Source organism: Mesorhizobium sp. M2A.F.Ca.ET.067.02.1.1 (assembly GCF_004023285.1).
GTDB lineage: Bacteria > Pseudomonadota > Alphaproteobacteria > Rhizobiales > Rhizobiaceae > Mesorhizobium.
Window position 1 is genome coordinate 1 of sequence record NZ_RZSB01000041.1, and the last position, 18157, is coordinate 18157.

Genomic DNA, 18157 nt, shown 5'->3' on the forward strand with positions numbered 1-18157 from the left:
ACCTACGCCAATATCTACGGCGAGGGGACGATCAGCGGGTTGGGCAAGGTCGGCAAGGTCTGGGTGCTCCCGCCGACACTCACGCTGCAATACCACTTTACCGATTTCGGCGCCTTCAAGCCCTATGTCGGCGCCGGCCTGAACTACACGATCTTCTACAATCAGGATGCCGGCAGCGCTGACGCCCTCCATGTCAAGAACACGTTCGGCGGCGCTCTGCAGGTCGGGTTCGATTACATGCTGGATCAGCATTGGGGCGTCAATTTCGACGTCAAGAAGCTCTTTCTGGAGCCGAAATTCGACGTCACGGTCGGCGGCACGAACTTGACTGGCAAGGCCAAGCTCAACCCCTGGCTGATTGGCACGGGCGTCACCTACCGCTTCTGACAAGGCAGGACAGAAGCCGGTTGCCGACTTTGACTGGCCATGAGAGAGGATGCCATGTTGCACCCTCCTCTCACCTCGGATGCTGGCCACTCCAAATCATCGCCGGTGGAGCACGCTTACACCATCATCATGACGGGGCCGATGCAGGGATTTTCGCGCTCGCGCCGAAAAAAACTCGACTGCGTCCGACCCGTCGGCTTACAGTTTCCTTCTGCCGGGCCTTTCCGGCCAAGGGCGGGCGACCATGGGGGAAACCAGCGACGACGAGCGGGGATTTTTCGCGGAGCTGCCCGTCCGGCGGCCCACCAAGGCCGCACCGATCGAAAAGCCGCACTATCACGGCCATCGCGATCGTCTGCGCGAACGCTTCGCCGCCGGCGGGCCGGACGCCCTGCCTGACTACGAACTGCTCGAGCTGCTGCTGTTCCGGCTGATCCCGCGCGTCGACGCCAAGCCGATCGCCAAGGCGCTGATCGCCCGCTTCGGCTCGCTGGCCGAAGTGCTCGGCGCGCCGGCATCGCTGCTCGAGGAAGTCAAAGGCATCGGGCCGACTGTCGCAATCGATCTAAAAGTCATTGCCGCAACCGCGCAACGCATGGCGCGTGGCGAGGTGCGCGGTCGCGAGGTGCTGTCCAACTGGACGCAACTGCTCGACTATTGCCGCTCCGCCATGGCCTTCGAAAGCCGCGAGCAGTTCCGCATTCTGTTCCTCGACAAGAAGAATGGGCTGATCGCCGACGAGGTGCAGCAGACCGGCACCGTCGACCACACGCCCGTCTATCCGCGCGAGGTGGTGAAGCGCGCGCTCGAGCTCTCCGCCAGCGCCGTCATCCTGGTGCACAATCATCCGTCCGGCGACCCGACGCCGTCGCGTGCGGATATCGAGATGACCAAGCAGATCATCGATACGGCGAAGCCCCTCGGCATCGCCGTGCACGACCACATCATCATCGGCCGCAAGGGCAACGCCTCGATGAAAGGACTGCTGCTGATCTGATCGGCTGCCGGAGATTGCCACGGGCTTGGCCGGCTACCGCAGATCGGACCATGCGCCTGCCAATGACTGGCGCGGCCTGCGGCACAGCGCGCAAAAGGCTGAATTTGAAAATCGTTCAATTGCGCAAAGACTGATCCCTGCGACGGCTCCGGCGTGGATCAATCTTCTATCCAGGGAAGAGCGCAGCAGCTTCTTTAGAAGATAATTCCGTTGAGGCTCCGCATATCCACTGCTAGCGTTTGAAACGCTTCAATTGGATCACGCCTTTGCAACGCAAACGCCCGACTATTGCCGATGTCGCACGAGCCGCCGGTGTTTCCATCGGCACGGTCTCGAACTTCATCAATGGCACGGCCGGCCTCAAGGAAGGCACGCGAGAGCGCATAGAGAAGGCGATCGCCGCCCTGATGTACCGGCCGAGCTCGTTTGCGCGCTCCCTGCCCGGCCGTGCCCCGCAGCGGCCGAAGAATCTCGACCATCTGCCCAGGCTCCTGGTCGCCGGACGGGTGTCCGTCGACTTCCTCTGCCGCGTCGAGGTGCTGCCGCATCGCGACGACCGGATCACGGCAAGCCATATCGATAAGGCGCTCGGCAGACCGGCGGCCAATCTCGCGGTTGCCGCCGCCGGTGTCGGGGCGCCCTACGCGCTTGACGTAGAACTGGCGACGGCGGTCGGCAACGATGCGGAGAGCGACTGGGCGCTGGGCGAGCTTTCCAAGCTGGGCGTGCACGCCTTGCCCATCCGCAGCACGCCCAACAACCGGCTCTCGCAGGCGATCGTCATTATCGAGCGCAACGGCAGCCGCACCATCATCAGCGAGCCTTTCGAGCTGGGCGAAGTCGACCTCACCGCCAATCTCCACATCCAACCCGAAAAGCGACCCGCCTGCCTTCACATCGAAGGCTTCCATTACGAGACGATGACGGCATCCATAGCGCGCTTCCACCAGGCCGGCTGGAAGGTGAGCCTGCATTCTGCCGGCCTGCCCAGGAGCGCGCGCACGCCTGAAATCTTCGCGCAGATGGTCGGGCAGATCGACCTGACCTTCATCAATGATGTGATGATCAGGGAGATCTACGGATTTCGCACGCGCATGGCGACCATGATCGAAGAGGTTCGCCTCATGCTGTCGCGCATCAAGCCGCGCGGAACGGTCGTGCTCACCTTGGGCGAGTTCGGCGCGGTGGTCTTTCCGGCGACCGGCGGACCGCAGATCGAGGTGCCGGCACTGCCCGTCAACCGGGTGGACGCGACCGGCGCCGGCGACAGCTTCGCCGGCATCTTCCTCAGCCTCTGGCTACATGGCGCGTCGCTGGAAACCGCTGCCCGCTACGCCGCGGTCGGCGCCAGCCTGACGACGACGGTCGAAGGCGCGCAAGGCTACATCGCCGACTTCGCGACACTGAAGGCAACCGCTGCCGCGAGCGCCGTGATGGCCAGCTAGATCAATGGCTTACCGGCCCAGGCGGCTGGCAGGCGACCAACAGGCAATATCGGGAGAACATGGGTCATGGCGAAAACGAAAGTTCTTCTGGTCGGCGAGAGCTGGATGAGTTCGGCCACCCACTACAAGGGCTTCGACCAGTTCGGCAGCGTCACCTTCCATCTCGGCGCCACGCCTTTGGTCAACGCCTTGAAGGACAGCGAGTTCGATCTTGAATACATGCCGGCCCACGAGGCAGTCGAGAAGCTGCCTTTCACCATGGAGGGCCTGTCGCAATACAAGGCGATCGTGCTCTCCGATATCGGCGCCAACTCGCTTTTGCTGCATCCCGATGTCTGGCTGCTCGGCAAGACCGTGCCCAACCGGCTCAAGCTGCTGCGCGACTGGACGCGAGGCGGTGGCGGCCTGGTCATGATCGGCGGCTATTTCAGCTTCCAGGGCATCGACGGCAAGGCCCGCTGGCACCGCACGGCCGTCGAGGACGCGCTGCCGGTGACCTGCCTTCCCTATGACGACCGGCTCGAAATCCCCGAGGGCTTTCGGCCTCAAATCACCGGCCCCAGGGATCACCCGATACTTGCCGGCATCGAGGGCGAATGGCCGATCCTGCTCGGCGCCAACGAGGTCGTTGCCCGCGACCGCGACGATGTCGAGATCCTGGCGCGGCTGCCGCAGGATCAGGGCGGCCATCCGCTGCTGGTTACCGGGCGCCATGGCGAGGGGCGCACCCTGGTCTGGACGTCCGACATCGGCCCGCACTGGCTGCCGAACAGCTTCGTCGAATGGCCAGGCTATGCGCGGCTTTGGACCAATATGCTGCGCTGGGTCAGCAAGGCCGCCTAGCCTATCCACGAATGCCGGAGAGATCGTCATGACGGCACCTTTTCTCGTCGCCAGGAACATCGCCAAGCGCTTCGGCGCGCTGACTGCCCTTGCCGATGTCGACCTGGAAATCAGGCCCGGCGAAGTGCTGGCGCTGCTCGGCGACAACGGCGCTGGCAAGTCGACTTTCATCAAGATCCTGGCTGGCGCTCATCCGCCGAGCGACGGCGAGCTTCTCATTGAAGGCAAAGCGGTCGCGTTCGTCTCGCCCAAGGATGCCGCGGCGTCCGGAATCGCCACAATCTTCCAGGAACTGGCGCTTTCGGAGAACCTTTCGATCGCCGAGAACGTCTTCCTCGGCCGCGAATTGAAACGCTCCATTTTTGGCATCCCTTTTCTGAAACGAGCGGAGATGCGCCAGCGCGTCGACGGCCTTCTGCAGGAACTCGACGCCCATATCTCCGATCCCGGGGCTCCGGTCGGCAGCCTGTCGGGCGGCCAGCGCCAAGCCGTCGCCATCTGCCGGGCGCTCAATCTCAACGCCCGGCTGGTCATCATGGATGAACCGACGGCCGCCCTTGCCGTCGCCGAGACCCGCAAAGTGCTGGCGCTGACTCGGCGCCTTGCCGGCCGCGGCTGCGCCGTCGTGCTGATCAGCCACAACATTTCCGAAGTCTTCGAGGTTGCCGACCGGATCGTGGTGTTCCGGCGTGGCCGCAAGGTGGCCGAACGCCTGGCCGCGGAGACCAATCACGAGGAAGTCGTTTCGCTCATAACAGGCGCCCATCCCGACGTGCGGGCGCTCGAAAAAACAAACTGACATGCACGTCATTCCAGAGAGGATCACACATAATGCTTTCACAACTCAGGAAAGTGCTCGCGGTCTCCGCCCTGTCGTTGGTCGCCGTGACGGCGGCGCATGCGGCAGACAAGCATAAGGTCGCCTTCGTCCCGCAGCTGATCGGCATCCCCTATTTCAACGCCATGGAGGCGGGGGGCAACCGTGCCGCCAAGGATCTCGGCGTCGATTTCGTCTATTCCGGCCCGGTCGACACCAACCCGGTCGACCAGCTGCAGATCGTGCAGAACCTGATCGACCAAGGCGTCGAAGCGGTCTCGGTCTCCGTTCTCGATGCTTCGAGCATCGCCCCGGTGGTGGAGAGCGCCAAGGCCAAGGGCATCAAATTGTTCACCAGCGACAGCGACGCGCCCGACAGCGGCCGCGCGGTCTATGTGGCGCAGGCGACCGACGAGGGCCTCGGCACCACGATCATCGACGAGCTGGTCAAGCGCGTCGGCGAGGACGCCACGATCGGCATCGTCTCCGGCGAGGCGACCGCGTCCAATCTCAACGCCTGGATCGGCTTCATGCAGAAGGAAGCCGCCGCCAAATATCCCAAGCTGAAGCTGCTCGCCCCGCAATTCGCCGGCGGCACGGCCGAGCGCGCCGCGCAGATCTCGGGCGACCTCATGGCCGCCAATCCCGATATCAAGGCCATCATCGCCGTCGCATCCTCGACCTGCCCGGGCGTTGCCCAGGCGATCGAGACCGTCGGCAAGATCGGCTCGGTTATCGGGACCGGTTACTGCAGCCCGAACACCGCCCGCTCCTATCTGAAGAGCGGCGCCTTCGGCTTCACCGTGCTGTGGGATCCTGAACAGCTCGGCTACCTGACGGTCTGGGCCGGCAAGCAGCTTATCGACGGCAAGAGCTTCGAGGCCGAGAACAAGATTGCCGGCCTCGACAAGCCCGCCACCTATGATGCCGCCAAGGGCATCCTGCTGCTCGGGCCGCCGGCCGTCTTCACCAAGGACAATGTCGACAAGTTCAACTTCTGAGCCTGACGTGAACGTAGTGCGGCAGTCTGGAACCGGTGTCTTCTCCATGAATGGGCGGGAGTGGTCTTTGCTTGTCGCCTGTTTGCTTGCGGTCGTCATCTTTTCTGTCGCATCGCCGCACTACGCGACCCCGGGCAACGCGGTCACCGTGCTGCGCAACAGCGTCGAGCTGCTGCTGATCGGCCTCGGCATGACCCTGCTGCTCGCCATGGGCGGCATCGATGTCTCGATCGGCATCGTCATGGGCCTCGCGGCCATCGCCATCGGCCGCATACTTGGCGCCGATGGCAGCCCGTTCGTGGCGCTTGTCGCGGGCCCGCTCGTCGGAGCGCTGCTGGGCTGCGTGACGGCCGCCATCGTCGTCCTGGGCCGCATTCCGGCCCTCGTCGGAACGCTCGGCCTGCTTGGTGTCTACCGCACCGCCGTGTTTGCGCTGCTTGGCGGGCAATGGCTTTCCGGCCTGCCCTCGAGCCTCACCGATCTGCTGGCAACCACCGTGCTCGGCATCCCCGTGCCGGCCCTGGTGATCGCCGTTGCCTATCTGATTGTCTGGCTGGCACTGCGGCGCACGCCCTATGGTTTGCATCTGCTGGCGATCGGCAATTCGGAAGAAAAGGCGCGGCTTTCGGGAATTCCGGTGATCAAGGTCAGATTCCTGACCTTTGTCATCAGCGGCGTCCTGACCGGCATTGCCGCCACCTTCTATGTCGCAACCTACCGCAACGTTGAAATGTCGATCGGCAGCACCTCGGCGCTGGATGCCATCGCCGCGGTCATTCTCGGCGGCACAAGCATATTGGGCGGCCGCTGCAGCCTGCTCGGCACGGTGCTTGGCGTGCTCCTGCTCAGAATCCTCCAGAATGGCCTGCTTCTGATCGGTGCTCCCTCGCTTTGGCAGCCGGTCGTCACCGGCGTGCTGATCATCGGTGTGCTCGGCTTCGAAGCGGTCTCCAATCGCCTGCCTCTTACCCGGTTCCAGCGAGCCCGCGCATGAGAACGCTTCGGAACCTGCAGGGCCCGGCCCTGACCCTGGCTTTGCTGTGCGCGCTGTGGCTGATCGTGATTGTCGGCCTGCTGGCGCTCAAGCCTTCCGTCTTCAATCTCGGCACCGTAACCACCATTCTTCAGTTCTCGACCATCCTGGCGCTGGTCGGCCTCGGACAGGGGATGGTCATCCTGGCCGGCGGCACAGGCATAGACCTATCGGTCGGCGGCGCGGTTTCGCTCTCCGCCATCATCGCCATGCTGTCGCTCAAACTGGGCTTGCCGCCGGTCCTGCTGCCGGCCGTCTGCATCCTGGCCGGCGCAGCGCTCGGCGCCCTCAACGGATTGCTGGTGAACGGCCTGGCGCTGCTGCCCTTCATCGCGACGCTCGGCACCTTCTTCGTCTATTCCGGCGTAGCGCTTGCCGTCACCGGCGGCGCGGCCCAGCCGGGCGTGCCAGGATGGCTGCTTGTATGGGGGCGCGGTGTCGTCGCCGGCATTCCCGTGCCCTTCCTCACCCTGGCCATCCCCTGCTTCGCGCTGGCCGGCCTTGGGCTGATGGCGACGGCCTGGGGGCGCTGGATCTACGCGATGGGCTTCAACGAACGCTCGGCCAGGCTGGTCGGCATTCCTGTCGATCGCGTGCGCTTCATCCTCTACGCCCTGAGCGGCGCGCTCGCCGGCGCCGCCGGCCTGGTTTCGCTCGCCTGGCTCGGCAGCGGCAGGCCAAATATCGGCCAGAACCTCGAGCTGGAATCGCTGACCGCCGCGATGCTTGGCGGCATCGCCATCACCGGCGGGCGCGGCGGCGTCGGCGGCGTGTTCGCGGCCGTGCTGCTCCTGGTCACGCTCAAGACCGGCCTGCTGCAACTGAACATCAACACGGTCTGGCAAGTGGGGATCGTCGGCGCCCTTCTGGTGTTCGTCCTTCTTGCCGACCGGCTTTCCCAACGTTGGAGATCCTAATGCCTTCCATGGAACAGACCATCGCCGCGCGCGTCGAGGCAGCGGCCGATCGCATCGTCGAGACGCTGAGCGATCTCGTCGCCTTCCCCTCGATCGTGAAATCCAATCCGAAAGAGGCCGGCCCGGGCGAGCGCGACTGCCAGCTCTATCTGCAGAAGCGCCTGGAGGCGCTCGGCTTCACCACCGATCTGTGGGACCCGGACGGCCCGGCGCTCTATGAAAAATACAAGGGACGCGCCGGCGCTAACAAGGGCAGGACTTTTGAAGGCCGGCCCAATCTGGGCGGCGTGCTGAAGGGCACGGGCGGCGGCCGCTCTATCATGCTGACCGGTCATATCGACGTCGTGCCGCCAGGCGCAGCCGGACACTGGGCAACCGATCCGTTCCAGCCCGTGCTGAAGGACGGTTTCCTGCATGGGCGCGGCACCGTCGACATGAAGGGCGGCGTCGCCTGCATGCTGATGGCAGTCGAAATCCTGAAGGGGCTCGGCGTCAGTCTTTCCGGAGACATCGTCTTCACCACCGTCGTCGACGAGGAGATCGGCGGCATGGGGTCGCTGGCCATGGTCGATCGCGGCTTTAGCGCCGATGCCGGCATCATGACCGAGCCGACGGCAAACAAGATCGCGCCGCTCTGCCACGGCATATTGTGGGGCAGGATCATCATCGACGGTATCGGCGGCCATGCGGAGTTGACGCCGAACGCCTGGTATTCGAGCGGCCCGGTCGATGCGGTTCAGCTCTGCCGGCAGATCCTCGACGGCATTGATATCCTAAACCGGCGCTGGATGTTCGACCCCAGGAAGAACCATCCGCTGATGGACCTGCCCAACCAGATCATCGTCACCCAGATCAATGCCGGGGAGCACCCCTCCTCCATGGCTGGTCGCGGCGAGATCATCATCGACGCGCAGTACCTGCCGAGCGAGCATGACGAATTCAGGCTGGGCGGCAACGTCAAGCGCGAGATCGAAGAGCATATCGCCAATATCTGCCAGGCGGACCCTTATCTGCGCCGGCACCCTGCCCGGGTCGAATGGATTCTTGATGCCGACTGCGCCGAAATCCCCTCCGACAGTCCGTTTGTGAGTGTCTTCCAGGAGGCCGTGAAGGACGCCAATCTGTCGCCGGCGCTGAGCGGCTTCGGCGCGCATAGCGACATCGGCCTGCCGACAGGCCTCGGCAGCACGCCGACCGTCAATTTTGGTCCCGGCGACCCGGCGCAGGCGCATCAGCCCAATGAGCGCGTTTCGGTGCGCGACCTCGTTGATTGCACGAAGGCAATTGCGATTGCCGTGGAGAAATGGTGCCGCTAGAGCAAGCTGGAGCATGATCCAGAGAAATAGCGATCGCGCTGGCATGGCGTTCCGGCCATCTGGCAGCCGCCGCCTTGCGCCTCGAAAACCGGGCGTAAAAAGCAACATTTTTCCAATCAGATAGTCGGCTCTGGAATTTCAACCGGAAATCGAGCATGATGCGCTTGGCATTTCGGGGCGCTTCGCGCGTTTGGAATGCCGGGAGGAACGGGACATGGCCGTTGTGCTTGTACTCGTTTTGATCGTCGTGGGCTCGGTGTTGTTCCACCTCCTGAGCCCATGGTGGTGGACGCCTATTGCCTCGAACTGGGACTATATCGACAACACCATCATCATCAGCTTCTGGATCACCGGCATCGTCTTTGCCGCTGTCGTCCTGTTCATGGCTTATTGCGTCTTCCGCTTCCGGCATCGGGAAGGCAATCGCGCGGCATACGAACCCGAGAACAAGCGCCTTGAATCGTGGCTGATGATCGTCACCGCGCTCGGCGTCACCGCTTTGCTGGTTCCCGGCCTGTTCGTCTGGAGCCGCTTCGTCACGGTGCCAGGCGATGCAACCGCAATCGAGGTCGTCGCCCAGCAATGGCAGTGGAGCTTCCGTTTGCCGGGCAAGGACGGCAAGCTCGGCACTTCCGACACCCGGGATGTCACCGCCGACAATCCGTTGGGCGTCGCCCCCAAGGACCCGAACGGGCAGGACGATGTCCTGGTCCAAGCCGCCGATCTCCATCTGCCGGTCGGCAAGCCGGTCAAGGTGCTGCTGCGTTCGATCGACGTGCTGCATGATTTCTATATCCCGGAATTCCGCGCCAAGATGGACATGATCCCGGGCTCAGTGACCTATTTCTGGTTCACCCCGACCAGAACCGGTACCTTCCAGGTCCTGTGCGCCGAGCTATGCGGCCAAGGGCACCCGCTTATGCATGGCGTGGTCGTGGTCGATACCGAACAGGATTATCTGGCCTGGCTCGGCCAGCAGCAGACCTTCGCGCAACTATCGGCGCCCCAGCAATCGGGCTCGGCGAACCAGCCGCCGGGAAAGATAATGGCGTCCAATCTGGGCGTCGCGGCAAACTCGAAACTTTCGAGGTCCGCACAATAGGGCACGGAGGTGCTCCAATGGTCGACGTCACACCCGCAGATGCCGTTCCGCCCGCCGAAGTTGGGGAGGTCGAACTCTACCATCCGCACAGCTGGTGGACGAAATATGTCTTCTCGCAGGATGCGAAGGTCATAGCGGTCCAGTACTCGGCAACGGCAACCGCGATCGGCCTGGTGGCGCTGGTTCTGTCCTGGCTGATGCGCCTGCAGCTCGGCTTTCCCGGCACGTTCGACTTCATCACGCCGGAGGCCTACTACCAGTTCATCACCATGCACGGCATGATCATGGTGATCTACCTGCTCACCGCGCTCTTCCTCGGCGGCTTCGGCAACTACCTCATCCCGCTGATGGTCGGCGCCCGCGACATGGTCTTTCCCTATGTCAACATGCTGAGCTACTGGATCTATCTGCTCGCCGTGCTCGTTCTGGTATCGAGCTTCTTTGCGCCGGGCGGACCGACCGGCGCCGGCTGGACGCTCTACCCGCCGCAGGCGATCATGACCGGCACGCCGGGCGGCCAGGACTGGGGCATCATCCTGATGCTCTCCTCGCTCATCCTGTTCATCGTCGGCTTCACCATGGGCGGGCTGAACTATGTTGTGACAGTGCTGCAGGGCCGCACGCGCGGCATGACCTTGATGCGCCTGCCGCTCACCGTCTGGGGCATCTTCACCGCCACCGTCATGGCGCTGCTCGCCTTCCCGGCGCTGTTTGTCGCCTGCGTGATGATGCTGCTCGACCGTGCCCTCGGCACCTCATTCTTTATGCCGGCGATTGTCGAGATGGGCGAGCAGCTGCAGCACAATGGCGGCAGCCCGATCCTGTTCCAGCACCTGTTCTGGTTCTTCGGCCACCCGGAGGTCTACATCGTGGCCCTGCCGGCCTTCGGCATCGTGTCCGACCTGATCAGCACGCATGCGCGCAAGAACATCTTCGGCTACCGCATGATGGTTTGGGCGATCATCGCCATCGGCGCCCTGAGCTTCGTCGTCTGGGCGCACCACATGTATGTCAGCGGCATGAACCCCTATTTCGGTTTCTTCTTCGCGACCACGACCCTGATCATTGCCGTGCCGACGGCGATCAAGGTCTATAATTGGGTGCTGACGCTGTGGCGCGGCGATATCCATCTGACCACACCGATGCTTTTCGCGCTCGCCTTCATCGTCACCTTCGTCAATGGCGGCTTGACCGGACTGTTCCTCGGCAATGTCGTCGTCGACGTGCCGCTGTCGGACACGATGTTCGTCGTCGCCCATTTCCACATGGTCATGGGTGTCGCGCCGATCCTCGTCATCTTTGGTGCGATCTATCATTGGTATCCGAAGGTCACCGCGCGGATGCTCGACGAAACGCTCGGCAAGTTCCACTTCTGGGTAACCTTCCTCGGCGCCTACCTGATCTTCTTCCCTATGCATTATCTCGGCCTGATGGGCGTTCCGCGGCGTTACGCCGAGCTCACCGACATGACCATAATGACGGAATCGGCTCATCACCTGAACTCGTTCATCTCGATCATGGCCTTCATCGTCGGCTTCGCCCAGATGGTGTTCCTGTTCAACCTGATCTGGAGCATCCGGCATGGCCGCGAGGCCGGCGGCAACCCCTGGCGGGCGACGACACTGGAATGGCAGACGCCTGAGACGCCGCCGGCGCACGGCAATTTCGGCAAGGAGCTGCCCATAGTCTATCGCTGGGCCTATGACTACAGCGTGCCGGGAGCCAAGGAGGACTTCATCCCGCAAAACGTGCCGGGCGACTTCGCGCCCTCGAGGGAGCCGGCATGAGCGTCATCGTGGTCTTTCTGCTGGTGATCGCAGGCTTTGCCGGATGGTGGCTTTCGCACCAGCGGCTGACGGCCAAGCCCTGGCTGGAGCAAGGCCTGGCCGGGGATTTCGTCGGTTTCGACCGGTCGGCGCTGCCCACCGCCAAGATCGGCCTCGGCGTCTTCCTCGCCGTGGTCGGCTGCCTGTTTTCGCTGTTCACCAGCGCCTATTTCATGCGCATGGGCCTGCCCGACTGGCAGCCGCTGCCGCTGCCGCGCCTGCTCTGGCTCAACACCGGCTTGCTGGTGCTAAGCAGCGTCGCGCTGCAATGTGCCGTCGTCGCCGCGCGCAAAGGCCAGATCGACAACGTCCGGCTGGGTGTTGCCACGGCGGGGTTCACGACGCTTGCGTTTCTCGTCGGTCAATTGATGGCATGGCGGCAACTGACCGGGGACGGCTATCTGCTCGCATCCAACCCGGCCAACAGCTTCTTCTATCTGATCACCGGCATGCATGGCCTGCACATACTCGGCGGTCTGGTCGGACTTGGGAGGACGAGCATAGGCGCCTGGGATGGAGCGCGGCCGGAGCGGGTTCGCCTCAGCGTCGAGCTCTGCGGCATGTACTGGCATTTCCTGCTTTTCGTCTGGCTCTGCATTTTCGCCCTACTGGCGGGTTGGGCCGCGACCTTCATCGACATCTGCCAACGGCTGCTGACCTAGGAGACCGGCTATGGCTGAGACGACCATGACGCATGCCAGCCAGATGGAGCCCAGGCCCGCCGGTTGGCGCGGCATTGCCGCCGATTGGGCCTCGGACCAGCGGGCGTTCAAGAACGTGTCCTGGGGCAAGGCCATGATGTGGATCTTCCTGCTCAGCGACACCTTCATCTTCGGCTGCTTCCTGCTCTCCTACATGACCGCGCGCATGTCCACGCGCGTGCCGTGGCCCAATCCAAGCGAGGTCTTTGCCCTGCGCATCGGCGGCTCGGAGATCCCGCTGATCCTGATCGCCATCATGACCTTCGTGCTGATCTCGAGCAGCGGCACCATGGCGATGGCGGTCAATTTCGGCTACCGCCGCGATCGCAGCAAAACCGCGATCCTGATGCTTTTGACCGCGGCGCTTGGCGCGACATTCGTCGGCATGCAGGCCTTCGAATGGACCAAGCTGATCACCGAGGGGGTGCGCCCATGGGGCAATCCCTGGGGGGCCGCGCAGTTCGGCTCATGCTTCTTCATGATCACCGGCTTTCACGGCACCCATGTCACGATCGGCGTGATCTTCCTGATCATCGTGGCGAGAAAAGTCTGGCGTGGCGATTTCGACATCGGGCGGCCCGGCTTCTTCACCAGCCGCCGGGGTCGCTACGAGAATGTCGAGATCATGGGCCTATATTGGCATTTCGTCGACCTGGTCTGGGTGTTCATCTTCGCCTTCTTCTATCTTTGGTGAGGCAGATATGGCTGAAGCAACCGCAAACGGTCTCGGACAACACGCGCTGCACGCCACCCATGCGCATGATGCGGCGGCTGTCGCCACCACGGACACGCACCAGGAGCACCCGATCAAGCTCTACCTGGTGGTCTGGGCGTGGCTGTTCATCCTCAGCACATGCTCCTACCTGGTCGACTATTTCGGCATCCACGGCTATCTCAGATGGTCGCTGATCCTGATCTTCATGATGCTCAAGGCGGGATTGATCGTCGCCGTCTTCATGCACATGGCCTGGGAGCGGCTGGCGATGATGTATGCGATCATCCTGCCGCCGATATTGGTGCTGGTCTTCGTGACCATGATGGTTTTCGAAGCCGACTATACGCTGCTGACCCGTATCGCGTTTTTCGGACCTGGCCCCTGATTGCGTAATCTCTTGCAGCGTCGCGCGCTCTTTTTGGGCGCGCACAGGGCGCTGTGCCGCTTTGATGGGCCTATGATCCTTTTCGAAAATCGATCCCGATTTTCGGGTCATCCCGCCCGGTCGAAGGTGAACGTCATGGACACGCGAACGCTTGTCATACTCGGCCTTGGTATAGGTGTTCTGCTGCTGTTAGGATTCTTCGCGCTGCCGGCATAGCGGCGCGTGGGCGCGGCATTTCAACAGCGTAGCTGCAGGGCGACCAACGACAGTGGCCTATTTGGAGAACTGCTTCAGGTAAGCGATGACGTTGGCTATGTCCTTGTCATCCTTGAGGCCGGGAAATGTCATCTTCGTGCCCTTGACCATCGCCTGGGGGGCGTGAAGGTAGGTCGTCAGGGTGGACTCGTTCCATTTGAGGCCGGACTTTCCAGCCGCGATCATGGCCGCGGAATAAGTGAAGTTGGGGTGCGTTCCGGCAACGCGCCCGATGACCCCGTGCAGAGACGGACCGACCCTGTTCTGGTCCTGGTCGGCAACGTGGCAGGCCTTGCACTTGGTGAAGACCTTCTCGCCCGCGGCGGCGTCTTGCGCCTGCGATGGGCTTGCGAAGATGGTGGTAGCGGACAAGACGATGAAAAGCGCTGTTGCACGCATCGCATTTCCTCCCTGATGGTCTCGTTTTTGCGTCGGAACGATCGGCGCCACACCGGCCCGCTTGCGTGCGCCACGCATTAGAGCGGAGGATCCGGGTTTCTTCAGTGGAATTGCGGCACCTATATACCACAGAATCGTGCAAATGGATAGAAAAAGGCGAGCTTTTGCCGAGGCTTAGGCCCGCACAATGCGATGCTCGATATCATCGGCAAGGTGTTTGGGTGCCCCATGACGACCGCCGAACTGGAAAGCCTGTTCTAAGGCATGTCTCCTGAAAGGGTCATCCGGTTCGGGAAAAGACAGGCGTAAAATTAAAGACCTAAAGCGCATGGAGCGAATCTGAAAGATCGCGACGTGCTTCTGGCCGCGAGTCAAGGTGGATCGGTTTTGCAGCTTGCGGCGATCTGGCCGATCGCTTTGGAGAGACCTGCAAGTTCGAAATCGGCCTCGCCGCGCCCCGACAGGAGGCCGAAGCGCCATGACAGCGTCAGCCGGCTCGCTGAAACCAGGCGCTTGATGCCGTCGTCTCCGTCCCTGACCAGCGTTCTGCCGCGCGGGCCGACCGACCAGCTTTCATCGGTCTTGCCGCCGTCGACAATGACGGAGATGGTGATCTTGCGGCTGGCGGAGACCGGATCCTTGAGCTGTAGCCATTCGCTCCAGCGTGGTTCGCCATCGCGCCGGCAAGCCAAGGTCAGCACCGGGCTGTAGCCCAGCGCTCCGCCCCCTGTGATGAGCTTGTTGATGGCATGCAGCGAGGCCGTTATCTGGGCGTCGCTGCCGGTGTCGACGCGCCAATTGCCGATATCCGGCTCGGTCCGGGCGCCTCCTTCAGCCGCCGCCAAGAAGAGGGCCGGGACATCCGGCTCGGCGCGGACGCTCCCGCCGATCGCCACGAACAAGAGCGTCGCGGCAACGACTAAGCCTCTAACCATGAACCCAGCCTCACAAACGCCTAGACCCCGCGAACGCCATCGAAAACAGATAATCTTCAACGGTTGGTATCGCCAGCGGCAGCCCATCAAGACAAGTTGCGTGTGTTGCCGCGCCGCCACAATGACACAGGCCGTAATGAAAAAGGCCGCCCGAAGGCGGCCTTTCGAAATTGCGGCGCTGAAACCGGTTATTCGGCTTCCTTGGCGGCCTTCTTCTTCGGCGCAGCCTTCTTCTTCGGCTCTTCCGCATCGCCGGCGGCTTCGCCCGCCTCTGCCTTGGCTTCGGCCTTCTTCGAGGAGGCTTTCTTGGCCGGTTTCGTCTTGGTCGCGGTTTCAGCTTCCTCGTCGTCGGCCATCAGCTCGTCCTTGCCGACCTTGACGTCGTTGACCGAAATCTGGCCGAGCAGATAGTCGACGACCTTCTCCTCGAACATCGGCGCGCGCAGCGCGTTGATGGCTTCCGGATTGCTGCGGTAGAACTCGAAGGCTTCCTGCTGCTGGTTGGCCGGGAAGCGGCGCACCTGCTCGAACAGGCCGCGCTGAAGTTCCTCGTCCGACACGGTGACGCCGGCCTTTTCGCCGATCTCGGCGAGCACCAGTCCGAGCCGCACGCGGCGCTCGGCAAGGCGCATATATTCGGCGCGCGCCTCTTCTTCCGTGGTCTCTTCGTCGGCGAAGGTGCGGCCGGCAGCCTCGAGGTCGCGGTTGACCTGAGCCCAGATGTTGTTGAACTCGGCCTCGACGAGCTTGGAGGGCGCCTCGAAGGAGTAGGATGCGTCGAGCTGGTCGAGCAGCTGGCGCTTCACCTTCTGGCGGGTCATCGAGCCGAACTGGTTCTCGAGCTGGCCGCGCACGATCTCGCGCAGGCGCTCGAGCGATTCCAGGCCGAGATTCTTGGCCGTCTCGTCATTGACTTCGAGTTCGCCGGGCGCCGACACTTCCTTGACGGTGACGTCGAAGGTGGCTTCCTTGCCGGCCAGATGCGCCGCCTGATAATTCTCCGGGAACGTGACGGTGATCTGCTTCTCGTCGCCGGCCTTCGCGCCGATCAGCTGGTCCTCGAAGCCCGGGATGAACTCCTTGGAGCCGAGCACCAGCGGCTGGTCGGTGCCGGCGCCGCCGGCGAAAGCCTCGCCGCCGATCTTGCCGACATAGTCGATGGTCACGCGGTCGCCCTCGGCGGCCTTGCCGGTCTTCGGCTCATAGCTGCGCGCCGATTCGGCAACGCGCTTCACCTGATCGTCGACTTCCGATTCCGGCACGTCATAGACCTGACGCGTCACCTTGATGTCGGAGAAATCCTTGATCTCGATCGCCGGGATGACCTCGTAGTTGAGGCTGAATTCGAAGTCGGAGCCGCCGGCCAGGATCTTCTCGGCCTCCTTCTCGTCCTCCGTCATGATCACTTCGGGCTGCATGGCGGCCTTTTCGCCGCGGCCGGTGATGATCGAACGGGTCGAGTCGTTGAGGATTTCGTTGACGACCTCGGCCATGAACGACTTGCCGTACATCTTGCGCAGATGCTGCACCGGCACCTTGCCCGGGCGGAAGCCGTTGATGCGCACCTTGTCGCGGGCATCGGTCAGCCGCGCCATCAGCTTGGCTTCCATGTCACCGGCCGGCACGGTGATCTTGATCTCGCGCTTGAGACCGGAGTTGAGCGTTTCGGTGACCTGCATCCTAGAACCTTTGTTTTCAACAATGAGACTGCCAAACGGTCCTAGCCGTTTACAGCCTGCCGGTATGATGTTGCCGGAAATGGCTTTTGGAACGGAACCTGGCGATTTGACCGCTAGTGCGGATCAAACTCTCCTGAACTACGCCTTGCCAGATGCGAATAAGTTTCTGTTTTTACTATAACTTTTCACATCTTGCAGAAGCGGAAACTCACGTTCCGTCACATTCGACACGCCTTTTGTCACAGGCTAGGCCAATTTTCAACTATCTTCGCGTCTAGCCGGATAAGCATGATCTGAGCCTCGACATTGACAGAATGATGGCTACATGGGATTGCCGGGGAAAAGCGGATGTGGCGGAATTGGTAGACGCCCTGGATTTAGGTTCCAGTGCCGAAAGGCGTGGGGGTTCGAGTCCCTTCATCCGCACCATTTTTCGCTGCGCGTCTTTCGTCTAACGACTTGATATCCCATCGCTTTTCGCGCATCCGAAAAACCGATGTTGCCTTTTCCGCCGATATCGTGCCACAAATCATGCCACCTATCCTGTCGCAAGTGGCGTTTTTTGGGGTGCGGACGTGGGTCGAAATCGCAAGCAGGCGGATGACGCTAAAGATCCCGATCGCTACCTCGCCACCATCAACGGATATTTCTGGTACAAGCGGCGCGTGCCGAAGCTTCTGGCGCATCTCGATGCGCGGGCGCCGCAGATCCGCATGACGCTGAAGACCAAGGAAAAGACCCTGGCGCGCCGCAAGCGCGACCAGCTCGAGGCGGCGGACGACACGCTGTGGGCGTCCTATATCGTCGACGGCCAGAACGATCCGGCGAGGCTGCGCTACGACGCGGCCGTCCGCCGCGTCGAGGCGATGGACTTCACCTTCCACTCCTCGGCCGTGCTCGAACACATCGCCGATTACGGCGAGCTCGACCGGCGCTTTGCGGCAATAAAGGAAGCCGGCATCAACAGCGATGTCGGCAAGCCTCTGCTCGGCGCGGTTCCGGTGCCCAAGACGACGGTGACGAAGGCCTTCGACATCTACTGCAGCGAGATCGTCGCCGACGAGCTGGTCGGCAAGAGCGAGGTGCAGAAGAAGCAGTGGAGGAAGGTCAAGAACCGCGCCGTCAACAATTTCATCCGCATCGTCGGCTCCGACAAGGCGATGGAGGACATCACCGTCGACGACGCCAAGAAGGTCTATCTCTACTGGCTCGGCCGCATTGCGCCGAAGAAGGGCGAGCCGAAGACGGCATCGGCCAATTCCGGCAACCGCGACCTCGGCAACATGCGCGTGCTCTACGAGGCCTACTTCAAATACCAGGGCGAGAAGGACCGGCCTAACCCGTTCGACGGCTTTGGCTTCAGCCAGAAGAACAAGCGCTCGCGGCCGCCGATCCCGGTCGAAT

18 protein-coding genes and 1 tRNA gene are annotated in these 18157 nt (G+C 62.6%); 16 read left to right on the forward strand and 3 right to left on the reverse strand.

Annotated features, from left to right (window positions below; translation table 11 throughout):
- From EOA28_RS06240 to EOA28_RS06305, 14 genes are all read left to right on the forward strand, one after another.
- The coding region (locus EOA28_RS06240) for an OmpW family outer membrane protein (RefSeq protein WP_148670662.1) at window positions 1-387 on the forward strand (387 nt) is incomplete at its 5' end.
- 244 nt (window positions 388-631) lie between these two features.
- Window positions 632-1384, forward strand: coding sequence for a DNA repair protein RadC (gene radC, locus EOA28_RS06245; protein ID WP_128314707.1), 753 nt, complete (start codon window positions 632-634; stop codon window positions 1382-1384).
- Window positions 1385-1650: 266 nt separating this feature from the next.
- Window positions 1651-2829 (forward strand): PfkB family carbohydrate kinase, encoded by a 1179-nt coding sequence (locus EOA28_RS06250; RefSeq protein ID WP_128314708.1) that lies wholly within the window; start codon window positions 1651-1653, stop codon window positions 2827-2829.
- A gap of 66 nt (window positions 2830-2895) precedes the next feature.
- A complete protein-coding gene (locus EOA28_RS06255) occupies window positions 2896-3672 on the forward strand; it encodes a glutamine amidotransferase (RefSeq protein ID WP_127253718.1) in 777 nt (258 codons plus the stop codon).
- A gap of 28 nt (window positions 3673-3700) precedes the next feature.
- Entirely contained in the window at window positions 3701-4471 is a 771-nt protein-coding gene (locus tag EOA28_RS06260; protein ID WP_127253719.1) for an ATP-binding cassette domain-containing protein, read from the forward strand.
- Between the two features lie 32 nt (window positions 4472-4503).
- Window positions 4504-5490, forward strand: a complete 987-nt coding sequence (locus tag EOA28_RS06265) for an autoinducer 2 ABC transporter substrate-binding protein (protein ID WP_127253720.1) — start codon at window positions 4504-4506, stop codon at window positions 5488-5490.
- A gap of 67 nt (window positions 5491-5557) precedes the next feature.
- Window positions 5558-6484 (forward strand): ABC transporter permease, encoded by a 927-nt coding sequence (locus EOA28_RS06270; protein ID WP_245501480.1) that lies wholly within the window; start codon window positions 5558-5560, stop codon window positions 6482-6484.
- Window positions 6481-7440, forward strand: a complete 960-nt coding sequence (locus tag EOA28_RS06275; RefSeq protein WP_127385993.1) for an ABC transporter permease — start codon at window positions 6481-6483, stop codon at window positions 7438-7440. Before EOA28_RS06270 ends, EOA28_RS06275 begins: the two co-directional genes overlap by 4 nt.
- The gene (locus EOA28_RS06280; RefSeq protein ID WP_127253322.1) at window positions 7440-8756 is read left to right on the forward strand and encodes an ArgE/DapE family deacylase; all 1317 of its coding nucleotides are present in this window, start codon (window positions 7440-7442) and stop codon (window positions 8754-8756) included. The genes EOA28_RS06275 and EOA28_RS06280 overlap by 1 nt, the downstream gene beginning before the upstream one ends.
- A gap of 214 nt (window positions 8757-8970) precedes the next feature.
- On the forward strand, window positions 8971-9858 hold the full coding sequence (locus EOA28_RS06285; RefSeq protein WP_127253324.1) for a cytochrome c oxidase subunit II: 888 nt from the start codon (window positions 8971-8973) through the stop codon (window positions 9856-9858).
- A 17-nt stretch (window positions 9859-9875) separates the two neighbouring features.
- Entirely contained in the window at window positions 9876-11645 is a 1770-nt protein-coding gene (gene ctaD, locus EOA28_RS06290; RefSeq protein ID WP_127253326.1) for a cytochrome c oxidase subunit I, read from the forward strand.
- On the forward strand, window positions 11642-12346 hold the full coding sequence (locus EOA28_RS06295) for a cytochrome c oxidase subunit 3 (protein ID WP_127253328.1): 705 nt from the start codon (window positions 11642-11644) through the stop codon (window positions 12344-12346). Before ctaD ends, EOA28_RS06295 begins: the two co-directional genes overlap by 4 nt.
- Window positions 12347-12356: 10 nt before the next feature.
- On the forward strand, window positions 12357-13079 hold the full coding sequence (locus EOA28_RS06300) for a heme-copper oxidase subunit III family protein (RefSeq protein WP_127385992.1): 723 nt from the start codon (window positions 12357-12359) through the stop codon (window positions 13077-13079).
- Window positions 13080-13086: 7 nt separating this feature from the next.
- On the forward strand, window positions 13087-13485 hold the full coding sequence (locus EOA28_RS06305) for a cytochrome C oxidase subunit IV family protein (RefSeq protein WP_127253332.1): 399 nt from the start codon (window positions 13087-13089) through the stop codon (window positions 13483-13485).
- 273 nt (window positions 13486-13758) lie between these two features.
- On the opposite strand, the gene EOA28_RS06310 is transcribed toward EOA28_RS06305, so the two are convergent.
- From EOA28_RS06310 to tig, 3 genes are all read right to left on the reverse strand, one after another.
- Window positions 13759-14139, reverse strand: coding sequence for a cytochrome c family protein (locus EOA28_RS06310; protein WP_127253336.1), 381 nt, complete (start codon window positions 14137-14139; stop codon window positions 13759-13761).
- A 371-nt stretch (window positions 14140-14510) separates the two neighbouring features.
- Window positions 14511-15074: a hypothetical protein gene (locus EOA28_RS06315; protein WP_189341949.1), complete on the reverse strand. Its 564-nt coding sequence runs from the start codon at window positions 15072-15074 to the stop codon at window positions 14511-14513.
- Between the two features lie 188 nt (window positions 15075-15262).
- Window positions 15263-16753: a trigger factor gene (gene tig, locus EOA28_RS06320; protein WP_127385991.1), complete on the reverse strand. Its 1491-nt coding sequence runs from the start codon at window positions 16751-16753 to the stop codon at window positions 15263-15265.
- Between the two features lie 344 nt (window positions 16754-17097).
- On the opposite strand from tig, the gene EOA28_RS06325 reads away from it, so the two are divergent.
- Window positions 17098-17182: transfer RNA gene (locus EOA28_RS06325), tRNA-Leu, on the forward strand.
- A 146-nt stretch (window positions 17183-17328) separates the two neighbouring features.
- The coding region (locus tag EOA28_RS06330) for a DUF6538 domain-containing protein (RefSeq protein WP_348633423.1) at window positions 17329-18157 on the forward strand (829 nt) is incomplete at its 3' end.